This is a genomic window from Sphingomonas prati (assembly GCF_014643515.1).
GTDB lineage: Bacteria > Pseudomonadota > Alphaproteobacteria > Sphingomonadales > Sphingomonadaceae > Sphingomonas_R > Sphingomonas_R prati.
Map to the genome: position 1 here is coordinate 489,212 of NZ_BMJP01000002.1, position 12,309 is coordinate 501,520.

A 12,309-nucleotide genomic window follows, 5' to 3' on the forward strand; every position below is an offset into this window, starting at 1 on the left:
ATCGTGACCGCGCCGGCTTGTTACCAGCCCTTGCCGTTGCGGTGCACCGTCATCCATTCATAACCGGCCGCTTCGACGATCGACGGGATCATGCGTTCGAAGGCATGCAGCACTGACCCGTCGTAAGGAAGCGGTTCACCCGGAAGATCGCCGAGACAGTCCTGATCGTTCCAGATCGCCTGGAGGGCGTCCGGGCGTGCCCAGAACATCGTCCCAATCGGAAACACCGGTTCGTTCGGAATGTTCGGCTCGGGCGTCAGCCGTTTCGCGAGATCGACCGCGAACGACCGGTTCTTCGTCCAACCAACATAATGATAATCCTCGGCGAACAGTAATCCGAGCTTCTCGTCGGCAACGAAGTTCTGCAGCACCTTCGCCAGATTGTCAGCATCGCCGATCAGCGTCGACGTCAGGAATGCCCGCCAGACGTCGCCGAGTTGCCGGGACGCGGCCACCGACTGCTTCCCGTGGAAATGACCGACGACATCATAGGATTTGCGTTCGAGGAACGGCGGGATCACTTGGATGAAGGGAACGACGTCGCGACCGATGTTGCCACCTTCGATCACGGACACCTTGCCGCCGCGATATTTCAAAAACGCATGCTCGCATTCGATCCGGCCAAGCCGGCTGCTGGTCGTGATGACCACGTCGGCTTCCAGATTCGCCTCGTTGAACAGCGTCACAAATTCATCGGCCAGATCCGGATAGTGCATGTGGAGGTGCATCAGGACGCTGGGTGTCGTCGCGCCCAGCGGGACGGACTTGGCCTTCTCGAGATCGACCGACCGATGCGTGGCGGCGCACGCTCCGTTACTCTGTTCCAGCAACAGCCCGGGCTTGCCGAGATGCTTGCGGCCGTCGAGCGCCGCACCCTCGCTGAACCCGGGGCGGGGGTTTCGCGCGATGATGCCCTTCATCGAGCGGGCGGCATATGTCTTGAGTGCGGTCTCGGCAGCGATCTTCGACAGGATTGCGCCGCCTTCATGGTAGGACGCGTCGAAGCATCCGATTGCGTCAATTTCCCCGGTCAGGCGAACGCGATCATCAACAATCTTTTGGGCCTGCGTAAGGGAGCGGACGATGTCATCGGCGTAGTCCTGGAACGCGAACTTGCTGGCGACGATATCCCGGTTACGGCCGCCAAGATCACCCCGGTTGAGGCTTTCGACAACAAGGTCCGCGGCCAGGGCGACGTCGCAGAATGGCGCAACTCCGCCGGCGAAGCCGTGCGTTCGGATCGCATCGGCAATACCGGTTGCACCATCGAAACAGATCACCGGCTTATCGGCGGCGAACGCATCGAGCGCGACGTTCGGAAAGGGATCCATGCGGGACGACAGCACGAACACGTCGGCTGCCTGCATCAGGAAATCCAATTGCTTCTGCGGCGGTACGAGAAGCAGGTCGTGTTCGAGATCGAGGATTTCGATCATGCTCTTCAGCCAGAGCGAGTATTGCGTTTCATTCGCCGGATCATAGCCATGGCCGGCCCAGACGAACTTAACGGGCTTTCCATATTTGCGCCGGACCTGATCGGCGATCTGGATGAACAGATCGGTTCCCTTCCGCATCTGAACCGTGCCTGCACCTAGCACGAGCGCATAGTCGCCCGCCCGTGCGCCGAGCGATGCCGCGAGATTGGCGGGTGTGAGATCGCCCTTCGGAATCTCCCGGAGCGGTTCACGCGGTAGATAGCCCTGCGGCCGGACCGTGATGTTGGATATGCGGCCGCCGCGGTAGGTCGTCGCCTGCTCCTGGATCGATTCCGCGATCAGATCAGCCGGCGTAACGACAAGGTCGATGAGTTCGACGGTGCCGATCATACGCGGGATCGGCAACGTGTAGCTCGCAAATTCGTGAATGAGCCCGACCGACGGGACGTCGGACACCAAGGCTGCTTCGGCCAACGTAGCCGCTTCGACCGAGTTGAACACAATACCGATGACTTCGAACCGTTCGCGCAGTTCCCGGACCAGTTCGACTGCATCCCGCTTCGAAACCTGGGCATCGATGGACCAGACACATTCCTGCTCGAACGCGTCAACAAGTTCGCCGCCGCGAACGAGGATGAGGATGACATTGTGCGTTTTCTGATATGCGCGGAGCAGCGCAAGCCCGAGCAGGGGAGCGCCTGTCCGGGATGCCTCGTGACAGGCTATGGCGATCGAGGGCAGTTCCTTATTCCATGGGCGCCCGCCCGGCCGGCAAACTTCATCGAAATCAAACCGACCGGAGCGGCCTTCGAACCGGCCATGTTTCTGGAAATGTTCGAACGGGTCCGTTCCGCTGACGGCAAGATCGGGATAGGCCTCGAGATAGTAGGTCGGTGAAAAGTCGTGCGCCGGGAGAAGACCCATGATAGAACCATAGAAGATCCAATCATCTACCGCGTCCTGTTCGAGACGCAGATCCGGGCGCTGCTGCCGGTAGAAGACATCATCGAGATACTGGCGAATGAAGACGCGTCGCGTATTCAGCGAGTCATTATTGAACACCCGGTTCTGGAAGGCTCCGATTTCAAGATAATGCCTGACGGGCGCCATGGTGCCCGTTTTTACGTCCGAGTAATGGGAATAGACTTTGGCATCGAAGTCCGCGGGCATGGCGCGGGTCGCCTTGTCGCTCGCACGTGCGCGGACCGGCCCTTTGAACGCGCTGTCGCGCGAGTTCGGGAAACAGTCCTTCCAGTGGCCGAGCCGGTACAGCAGGTCATCCGGTTTCCATGCCAGGTCGAGGCCGAGAAGGAATGCAACGACACCCGGATCGGCCAGCAGGGCGGCGTAGGTTTGCGGCCAAGAGCGAGCGGTGGCGAGCTCACGACTGCCGCTCTCCGTGAGAGGCAGTATTTTGTCGAGCCACTGCAATTGCTTGCGTTGCGGGTTGCCGGGGAACCGGTTGCCCCCGTCACCGCCGTTCATCAGTTTGCCGAGAACCGTTTCGAGAAATTCCGAGGAGTTCCAGAAGCCGCGAACGAGAGCCTCAATGCTCTGTCCTACCTTTTCCAGGCAGACGGCGTAGGATTCCGCCCGCCGTCCCAGAAAAACATCATAGGCATTGATGACATCCTCAACCGTGCAGCAACCATCGTCGGACATGAGAACCCCAATTCCTACCTATAAGAGGGTCAGGATACGGGACCTCCGTGACAATTGGAATGGCCGGCGGCCATGAACCGCCGGAGTGGTTCAAACTCCCGGGGGAACCGTTTGACGGAATAGTGCCGAGGCATTTCGGCCGTTAAGTCTGCCACATTGTCCTCACAAAGCCCGGCTTTCTGGTAACATATGTCAGGCGCCGAAACGCGTTCAGGGTGCGACCCCGGCCGGGCGGGCCTCCGCCAGGATGAGCGCGAACTGGTCGTCGGGATCGGTCCATTCGGCGATCGGTTCCCAGGCGCCGGCGCGGAGCAGGACGCGGGCGTCGCGCGGGCCATATTTGTGGCTGTTCTCGGTGTGGATCGTCTCGCCGGCGGCCATCATAAACTGTTCGCCGACGATGGTGAACGCGACGTCGCGGGTCGCCTCCAGGTGCATTTCGACGCGCGCGTGAACGTCGTTCCAGACCGCGCGGTGGCGGAAGGCGTCGACGGGGACGTCGGCATCGAGATCGCGGTTGATGCGATGCAGGAGGTTGAGGTTGAACGCGGCGGTGACGCCCTGCGCATCGTCATAGGCGGGGACGAGGACGTCTGGTGATTTGACGCGGTCCATGCCGATCAGCAGCATCGACCCTTCGCCGAGCGTCTCGACCATCGCGCGGAGCAGGTTGACCGCGGTGCGGGCGACCATGTTGCCGATCGTCGAGCCGGGGAAGAAACCGAGCCGCGGCAGACCGGCGATGCGGTCCGGCGTGGCGATCGGGTGCATGAAGTCGGCCTCGACCGGCACGATCGGCAGCTTCGGGAAATCGGCCGCCAGTGCCGCGGACGATTCGCGCAGGAAGTCGCCGGAGATGTCGATCGGGACATAGGCGGCGGGTTCGACCGCGGCGAGCAGGTGGGGCGTCTTGGTGGAGGAGCCGGAGCCGAATTCGACGACCGCGCGGCCGGGACCGACCAGCTTCGCGATGTCGCCGGCGTGGCGGCTGAGCAGGGCGGTTTCGACGCGGGTGGGGTAATATTCGGGGAGATCGGTGATCTTCTCGAACAGCTCCGACCCCTCGCGGTCGTAGAACCAACGTGCGGGGATGGCGCGCGGGCGGGCGGCGAGGCCAGCCAGCACGTCGGCGCGGAACGCCGGATCGGCGGCGCGCCGGTCGTGAAGCGCGGGGGCGATGGGTTCGGCCAGATCGGTCATCACAGGTCCCTTGCGAGGCGCAGCCCGGTGAACTGCCAGCGTTGATGCGGATAGAAGAAGTTGCGGTAGGAGGCGCGGACATGGCCGCGCGGGGTGGCGCAGCTGCCGCCCTTCAGCACCGACTGGCCGGACATGAACTTGCCGTTGTATTCGCCGACCGCGCCGGGGGCGGTGCGGAAGCCGGGATAGGGCAGGTAGGCCGAACCGGTCCATTCCCACACGTCGCCGAACAGCGCGCGGAGTCCCGTGCCGGCGGGTGCGGCGCGCGGGCGGACGGGGCCGGCGGTGTCGAGCTGGTTGCCCCCCGCGGGATCGTGACCGGCGGCGGCGGACTCCCATTCGGGTTCGGTCGGCAGGCGTGCACCGGCCCAGCGGGCGTAGGCGTCGGCCTCGTAATGGCTGATGTGCGTGACGGGGGCCGCGGGGCGGATCGGGTGGAGGCCGTCGAGCGCGAAGCTGGCCCAGCCGTCGCCCGCGCGCTGCCAGTAGAGCGGCGCTTCGATCGCCTCCGCCTTTACCCAAGTCCAGCCGTCGGAGAGCCAGTGGTCGGGGCGATCGTAGCCGCCGTCGGCGATGAAGTGCGCCCATTCGGCGTTGGTGACGGTACGGTCGGCGAGCGCATGCGGGTGGAGCAGCACGTCATGGCGCGGCCCTTCGCAATCGAACGCAAAGCTGCCGCCGCCGTGACCGAGCTGGACGATGCCGGTGCGGCCGGGCATCCATTCGATCGGGCCGGGGATGGCGGCGGGGGTGTCGCGCGGGTGATCCCAGATTGCGGGGGCGGTCGGGTTTTGCGCGAAAAGGTGGAGGATGTCGGTCTGGAGCAGTTCCTGATGCTGCTGTTCGTGGTGGATGCCGAGTTCGATCAGCGTGCGGGCGTCGGAGCCGAGCAGCGGGGCGGCGTCCGCGATCGCCGCGTCGACATGCGCGCGCCAGGCGAGGATGCGGTCGAGCGACGGGCGGGTGATGAGACCGCGGGCGGTGCGGCTGTGGCGCGCGCCCTCGGCTTCGTAATAGCTGTTGAAGAGGTAGGCGAAGGACGGGTCGAACGCCGTGTAGCCAGGGACGTGATCGCGCAGCACGAAGGTTTCGAGGAACCAGGTAGTGTGGGCGAGGTGCCATTTGGCGGGGGACGCGTCGGGCATCGACTGGACGGTGGCGTCGGCATCGGACAGCGGGGCGACGAGGGCGACGGTCAGGTCGCGACAGCGCGCGAGGTCGGCGAGGAGCGGATCGGGGCGGGCGGGGAGTGCGTGTGTTGCCATTCGTTTCGGTCCCGTCGTCCGTCTAGATGGGGAGAACCGGTGAGGGTGGGTTTGGTTGCCCTGTGTATTGCTTACACTGGTGCTGGTGGGTTTTAGTTTGCGGTTCGGGCTGGATCCCCGCCTTCGTGGAATACGGATGGTGACGGCTGTATCGTTCCCCGGCGCAGGCCGGGGCCTGGGTGAAGCGGTCGCGTCTAGGCCCCGGCAGGCGCCGGGGAACGCGTAATGCTCAGCCCTTAACGCGTCGCGCCGGGTTGCCAGAGGATGTCGCCGGCGGCGGACTGGACGTGGCGGGCGAGGACGAAGAGGTGGTCGGACAGCCGGTTCACATAGGCCAGCGCAACCGGGTTGAGGCCGACGGTGCCGTCCGCGACGACGCAGGCGCGTTCGGCGCGGCGGGCGATGGCGCGGGCGAGGTGGATCGCGGCGGCGGCGGGCGTGCCGCCGGGCAGGATGAAGCTGCGCAGCGGGGCGAGCGCCTCGTTCATCGCGTCGATCTCATGTTCCAGCCGGGCGACCTGGTCGGGGATGATCCGCAGCGCCATGTCGGAGGGCGCGAAATCCTGCCCCGGCGTGGCGAGGTCGGCGCCGAGATCGAACAGTTCGTTCTGGATGCGGCCGAGCATGGCGCGCGCGGCCTCCGGCATGTCGTGGGACAGCGCGACGCCGATCGCGCTGTTCGCCTCGTCGACGTCGCCCATCGCCTCGAGCCGGGCGTCGGACTTGGGGATGCGCGATCCGTCGACCAGGCCGGTTTCGCCGCCGTCGCCGGTGCGGGTGTAGATCTTCGTCAGGTTCACCATGATGTCAGGCCGGGCGGCTGAGCATCAGGAACAGCACGACCAGCACGACGGCGAGCGCCTGGAACTGGATGCGGCGCCACATCATCTTGTTCTGGCGCAGGCCGGACACGTTGGGACCGGTGCCGGTCAGATCGGCCTGGCTGGTCTTCAGAAACGCAACGATGCCGCGGATCAACGAAACCAGTGCGCCGATCGCGGCGAGGACGATCAGGATGATGAGGAAGGTTTCCATCAGGGAGAGATAGTCCCGGCGGGGCGCGGTGCCAATGGACATAGTGTCGCAGCGGGCGCGGATAGTGCGATCGCGGCGCGCAGTTCGGCGGCGAGCGCGGCGCCGTCCTGTCCCGCGCTGCGCAAGTCGGCGATCGCGGGGGCGCCGTCGCGTTTCGCCAGCCGGCGGCCGTCGGGGCCGAGCATCAGCGGGTGGTGGTGGTAGCGTGGTACGGGGAGGCCGAGCAGCGCCTGGAGCAGGCGGTGGACATGGGTGGCCTCGAACAGATCGACGCCGCGGACGATGTCGGTGACGCCCTGGTGCGCATCGTCGAGCGTGACGGCGAGGTGGTAGGAGGCGGGGGCGTCCCGCCGGGCGAGGACGACGTCGCCGTGGTGCTCGGGGGTGGCGCGGACCGTGCCGGCGGTCGCGTCGTGCCAGTCGAACGGGCCGGCGCGTGAGGTGGCGGCGGCCATGTCGAGCCGCCACGCGGCGACGCGGGTGGGATCGGGCGCGCGGCGGCGACAGGTGCCGGGGTAGATCGCTGCCGGGCCGTGCGGGGCACTGGCGCTGGCGGCGATCTCGGCGGCAATTTCCGCGCGGGTGCAGGTGCAGGGGTAGAGGAGCTTTGCGGCGCGGAGTTGGTCCAGAGCGGCGGCGTAGGCGGGGAGGCGGGTGGACTGGTGAAGGACCGGGCCGTCCCAACTCAGCCCGAGCCAGGCGAGGTCGGTGAGGATCGTCGTGACATGCTCCGGGCGGCTGCGGCCGGGATCGATGTCCTCGATCCGGACGAGGAAGCGGCCGGCGTTGTTGCGCGCGAAATCGTGCGCGCGGATCGCGGAGACGGCGTGGCCGAGGTGGAGCTTGCCGGTCGGGCTGGGGGCGAAGCGGGTGGTGGGGGGCATGGGGGTGTGTAGCGTGCCCGGGAGATCAGGGGGAGAGTGTGCGGGACATGCCGTGCGGGTCTGGCGCTTCCACCCGTCATCCCGGCGCGGGCCGTGATCGCGTTTGGTTCAGATATGGCATTTTACCAGAGGAAGATCCCGGCTTTCGCCGGGATGACAATATGGGGTTCGACCTGTGTTCGGTTCAGCCGGCGAGGCCCAGTTTGCGCGCGACGGAGGCAAGCAGGCCGGGCGATTGCGACGCGGCGGGGTTGGTTGCGACAGCGGACGGCGTTCCGGCGATGGCGCCCGCGGCGGGGGCATTGCCGGCGTCACCGTGTTTTTCCCATTCGGAGTGATAGTCGCCCTGTTGCGGCCAGCGCTTGAACAGCGGGACGTGCGCGGTCTTGGGCGCGATGACGAGCAGGCCGGTGTTGGTGTTCGTCGGGCCGATTTCACCGCCCGCGCGGCGGAACAAATCCTCGATCACCAGAAATTCGTGATTGTCGGCCATTTCGGAGAAGAAAGCGCGCAGGACGGTGAAGCCATTGCTGGGCGTGAAGACGCGGTACGGGAATTCCTGGCTGAACTGGTAGAAGCCGTGACCGAGCCAGTTGTTCGCGGGCAGCGTCGATAGCAGGCGACCGCCGACCTTCACCATGTTCATCTCGTTCGCGATCGCGCCGGGCACGTTGAAGATATGTTCGAGCGATCCCGCGTCGAACACCGTGTCGAACGCCTGATGCAGCGCCGGGTCGATCGGATCGTTGAAATCATGGACGATATCGGCGCCTTCGTAGGCAGACGCATCGGCCGTACGGACGTTGGTGGCGCCTATGCTCTGCAGCAAGCCCTCGTCGGCATAGCGCTTGCCGCCGCATGCCTCCTCGTAGCCGATGTTCAGCCCGGCGCGACGGAACAGTGCGTCCGCATGATCATAGGCTTGCGGGGGGACGTGCAATTCCTGCCGACCAATCTGTACCGTGTCGCCCATCGGGCCGCACAGCTTGTAGGATTCAAGCAGGAACTGGAGGTTCCAGAGATCAATACCCATTCCGATTACATCCAATCCTTTCGGACTTTCTGGCCAGGCCCAGTTGCCGTGTCAACGACAGCGGGCGTGAAGACCGGCGCACAAGGGGGTTGACCTGGAATCATCGTGGTGGTGTCATGCGCTTGTCACGGCCTTTCGTCAGGGTCGCGATGACGGAGACGTAGGGCCTACCGGCCGCTTGCGCCCCGCGTGCGACGGGACCGGTGAACCGGTATGACCGATGTCTCCACCCACTGGTGGAAGGCAGTCGTCGTACGATGTACCATCCCGATCTGTTGAAGCACCCCGACCTGTTGCGGCATCCCGACAGCTGTCCGGCGCTGGTGCTGAACGCCGACTATACTCCGCTGAGCTATTATCCGCTGAGCCTGTGGCCGTGGCAGACCGCGATCAAGGCGGTGTTCCTGGAGCGCGTCGACATCGTCGATCATTACGCGCGCGAGGTGCACAGCCCGACGCATGTGATGAAGCTGCCGTCGGTCATCGCGCTCCGGCAATATGTGAAGCCGTCGCAGCATCCGGCGTTCACGCGGTTCAACCTGTTCCTGCGCGACCGGTTCGCATGCCAATATTGCGGGGTGCAGAGCGACCTTACGTTCGACCACGTCATCCCGCGGTCGCAGGGCGGGCGGACGACATGGGAGAATGTCGCGACCGCGTGTGCTCCTTGTAACCTGCGCAAGGGCGGGCGGACGCCGCAGCAGGCGAAGATGGCGCTGTACGTCCAGCCAATCCGGCCGACGACGTGGCAGTTACAGGAGCATGGGCGGAGTTTCCCGCCGCATTATCTGCACCAAAGCTGGCTGGACTGGCTGTATTGGGACATCGAGCTGGAGGCTTGAGCTGCCGCTAGAGTTCTTTGCCGGCGAAGTAGTGTTTGTGGTGCTGTTGCACCCACCCCCAGCCCTCTCCCTTGAAAGGGAGGGGCTTGGAAGAAACGGCGTCACTCTTACGCGAGGCCCCTTTCGATCAGTAGCCGCGGTCGCGGCGAGGGCGGGCGTTGCGGTCGTCGGGGTACGGGCGGTCGTCCTGTGCGTTGTTGTCGCTGACCGGGACGATCTTGATTTCGACGCGGCGGTTCTGGGCGCGACCGTCGACGGTGTCGTTCGACGCGACCGGCTGGCTGCTGCCGAAGCCGCGGGTGGCGAGGCGGGCGGACTGGACGCCGCGGGTGGTGAGATAGTCGGCGACCGAGCGGGCGCGGTTTTCGGACAGGGGAATGTTGATCTGGTCGCCGCCGGTTGAATCGGTATGGCCGTACACGTCGACCATGGTCTGGTTATACTGGCTCAGCGTCTGCGCGACCTGGTCGAGCGTCGTGCGGAACTGCGGCTGGATCGCGTAGCTGTTCGTGTCGAACGTGATGCCCGACGGGATGTTCAGCAGCAGGTCGTCGCCGTCGCGCGTGACCTCCACGCCGGTGCCCGCGGTCTGGCGGCGGAGCGCCTGTTCCTGCCGGTCCATGTAGCCGCCGATCGCACCACCGGCGATCGCACCGATGCCCGCGCCGACGATCTTCTCCGTCCGATCACGGCGCCCGCCGAGCACGTCGCCCGCGAGCAGCCCGCCGAGGCCACCGAGACCCGCGCCGATTGCGGCGCGCGACACGCGCTGTTCGCCCGTATTGGGGTCGGTGACGCAGGCGGTGGTGGCGGTGAGCGCCAGCATGGCGGCGGCGGTGATCTTCAGGTTGCGCATCGTTGGGGATCCTAGTCGTAGATTGCACCGGGAAACCCGGCTTTGACGAGCTTGTTCCGCATCCGTGCTGAACGGCACCTGATCGTTTGGTCGTAGGAACCGCACGGACGACGGCCGATGATCCGCCATTGTGGCGCCCGCCGCTTTCGTTCAAAGACGCACTGCGCCCATGACCGACGCTTCCCCCTTTCCGTGGATCGACCTTGCGATCATCCTGGCGCTTGTCGCGCTGAACGGCGTGTTCGCGATGTCCGAACTGGCGATCGTGTCCGCACGCAAGCAGCGGCTGGAGGCGATGGCCCGCGCCGGCAAGCATGGCGCGCGCGCCGCGCTGAAGCTGGCGAACGATCCGGGGCGGTTCCTGTCGACGGTGCAGATCGGCATCACGCTGATCGGGATCGTGTCGGGCGCCTATTCGGGATCGAGCCTGGGCGGACCCGTCGGCGAACGGCTGGCCGCGATCGGACTGCCCGCCAGCTGGGGCTTCGGGGTCGTCATCGCGCTCACCACCTATGCCTCGCTGATCATCGGGGAACTGGTGCCCAAGCAGTTCGCACTGCGCGCGCCCGAGGCCATTGCGGTGGTGATGGCACCGGTGATGCGCGGGATGGCGTGGGTGACCGCACCGTTCGTCTGGCTGCTCGACGGGACGAGCATGCTGATCTTCCGCCTGCTGCGGCTGGACCGCGAATCGGAGAATCACGTCACCGCCGAAGAGCTTCACATGATCGTTGCCGAGGCGTCCAACGCCGGCGTGATCGAGGAAAGCGAGCGGGCGATCATCAGTGGTGTCGTGCGGCTGGCCGACCGCCCGGTGCGCGAGGTGATGACGCCGCGGACCGAGGTGGAATGGATCGACCTGGACGCGGAGCCCGAGACGCTGGCGATGCGGCTGGCCGAGATGCCGCACAGCCGGATCCCGGTGGCGAACGGATCGGTCGACGAGATCATCGGCGTGGTGCAGGCGCGCGACCTGGTCGCGGCTCTGATCGCGGGCGAGGCGATCGATCTGCGCGCGCTGACCCGCGACGCGCCGGTAGTGACCGACCGGATGGACGCGATGGACGTGCTGGGCGTGCTGCGCGAGGCGGAGGTGCCGGTGGCGCTCGTCCATGACGAGTATGGCCATTTCGAAGGGCTGGTGACGCCGGCCGACCTGCTCGCCGCGATCGCCGGCGCGTTCGCATCGGACCGCGACGACGACAGCGACCCGCCGATCCACGAGCGCGAGGACGGCAGTTTCCTGCTGTCCGGTTCCTGCGCGGCGGATGCGATGGCGGAACGGCTGGACTTCACGCTGCCCGAGGACCGCGACTATGCAACCGTCGCGGGCCACGCGCTGTCGGTGCTGCGCCACCTGCCGAAGGTTGGCGAAGTGTACCGCGACCGCGACTGGAAGTTCGAAGTGGTCGACATCGACGGCCGCAAGATCGACAAGGTGCTGGCAACGCGGGTGGGTAAGCGGGGGTAGCTGCGGCATCTACGGCGGACCGTCGGTGCCGGGTCAGGCACCGGCTTAGCGGTCGTCCGAGACCGGACCCAGATCGGTCAGTTGTCGCATGTCATGCACAACGACGTGGGTCTGGAAGTAGTATTTGCCCGTTGGTCGGCCGCCGGCCAGGAAGTTGATACGTGTCTTGCGGGCCGTCCCGACGACGAGCAGCGCGTGCCCGCTCAGCCGGGTCTCGACGGGTTTGCGGAAGCGATCGTCCGGTTGGCTTGTCAGCGCGGCCGGAATGACGAGCGTGATGTTGCGGGGGTCCCGATAGTCCTGTTCGGAATTCAGATAGAGGTTGCCGCTCTGCCGACCAGACGCGCGGACCACGAGGCGGAACGTCCCGCGGATACCATCCGGCGATGCGGCCGCCAGCATGACCGCCTGTTCCGGCGTGATCCACGGACTCGCGACATTGACGGTATAGTCGGGCGTGATCGGGCCGACGCCGGCAGACCGGTCCAGTGCCGGGGCGCAGCCCACCAGCAGCGCACACAGAAGCATCGAGGTTCGATTGAGCGTCATGATGCTGTGCAATGTCCGAGGAGGGAAGGCGTGCCTGTCCTGGCAGGCTATCCCAGCATTCATGACGGATCCAAGT

Annotated in this window: 11 protein-coding genes; 2 read left to right on the forward strand and 9 right to left on the reverse strand. The window is 65.7% G+C overall.

Annotated features, from left to right (window positions below; genetic code table 11):
* Positions 1-20: 20 nt before the first annotated feature.
* The 7 genes from IEX50_RS10195 to IEX50_RS10225 all read right to left on the reverse strand — a co-directional run bounded on the left by IEX50_RS10195 (position 21) and on the right by IEX50_RS10225 (position 8,515).
* On the reverse strand, positions 21-3,098 hold the full coding sequence (locus IEX50_RS10195) for a rhamnan synthesis F family protein (RefSeq protein ID WP_157176593.1): 3,078 nt from the start codon (positions 3,096-3,098) through the stop codon (positions 21-23).
* A gap of 210 nt (positions 3,099-3,308) precedes the next feature.
* Positions 3,309-4,298, reverse strand: coding sequence for an L-histidine N(alpha)-methyltransferase (gene egtD / locus IEX50_RS10200; RefSeq protein WP_157176592.1), 990 nt, complete (start codon positions 4,296-4,298; stop codon positions 3,309-3,311).
* Positions 4,298-5,563, reverse strand: a complete 1,266-nt coding sequence (gene egtB / locus IEX50_RS10205) for an ergothioneine biosynthesis protein EgtB (protein ID WP_157176591.1) — start codon at positions 5,561-5,563, stop codon at positions 4,298-4,300. The genes egtD and egtB overlap by 1 nt, the downstream gene beginning before the upstream one ends.
* Positions 5,564-5,799: 236 nt before the next feature.
* Positions 5,800-6,366 carry a cob(I)yrinic acid a,c-diamide adenosyltransferase gene (locus IEX50_RS10210; protein WP_157176590.1) on the reverse strand — a complete coding sequence of 189 codons (567 nt, stop codon included), beginning with the start codon at positions 6,364-6,366 and terminating at the stop codon, positions 5,800-5,802.
* Positions 6,367-6,370: 4 nt separating this feature from the next.
* Positions 6,371-6,598: an HIG1 domain-containing protein gene (locus tag IEX50_RS10215; protein WP_157176589.1), complete on the reverse strand. Its 228-nt coding sequence runs from the start codon at positions 6,596-6,598 to the stop codon at positions 6,371-6,373.
* Positions 6,598-7,482 carry a tRNA glutamyl-Q(34) synthetase GluQRS gene (gene gluQRS / locus IEX50_RS10220; protein ID WP_157176588.1) on the reverse strand — a complete coding sequence of 295 codons (885 nt, stop codon included), beginning with the start codon at positions 7,480-7,482 and terminating at the stop codon, positions 6,598-6,600. The genes IEX50_RS10215 and gluQRS overlap by 1 nt, the downstream gene beginning before the upstream one ends.
* 184 nt (positions 7,483-7,666) lie before the next feature.
* A complete protein-coding gene (locus IEX50_RS10225) occupies positions 7,667-8,515 on the reverse strand; it encodes a class I SAM-dependent methyltransferase (RefSeq protein WP_157176587.1) in 849 nt (282 codons plus the stop codon).
* 275 nt (positions 8,516-8,790) lie between these two features.
* Between IEX50_RS10225 and IEX50_RS10230 the strand changes: the two genes are divergently transcribed.
* A complete protein-coding gene (locus tag IEX50_RS10230; protein ID WP_157176831.1) occupies positions 8,791-9,357 on the forward strand; it encodes an HNH endonuclease in 567 nt (188 codons plus the stop codon).
* 127 nt (positions 9,358-9,484) lie between these two features.
* Here IEX50_RS10230 and IEX50_RS10235 read toward each other — a convergent pair whose 3' ends face one another.
* The gene (locus tag IEX50_RS10235) at positions 9,485-10,213 is read right to left on the reverse strand and encodes a YiaD family glycine zipper/OmpA-like lipoprotein (RefSeq protein ID WP_157176586.1); all 729 of its coding nucleotides are present in this window, start codon (positions 10,211-10,213) and stop codon (positions 9,485-9,487) included.
* Between the two features lie 169 nt (positions 10,214-10,382).
* On the opposite strand from IEX50_RS10235, the gene IEX50_RS10240 reads away from it, so the two are divergent.
* Positions 10,383-11,684: a hemolysin family protein gene (locus IEX50_RS10240; RefSeq protein WP_157176585.1), complete on the forward strand. Its 1,302-nt coding sequence runs from the start codon at positions 10,383-10,385 to the stop codon at positions 11,682-11,684.
* Positions 11,685-11,729: 45 nt separating this feature from the next.
* On the opposite strand, the gene IEX50_RS10245 is transcribed toward IEX50_RS10240, so the two are convergent.
* Entirely contained in the window at positions 11,730-12,233 is a 504-nt protein-coding gene (locus IEX50_RS10245; protein WP_157176584.1) for a hypothetical protein, read from the reverse strand.
* Between the last annotated feature and the right edge of the window lie 76 nt (positions 12,234-12,309).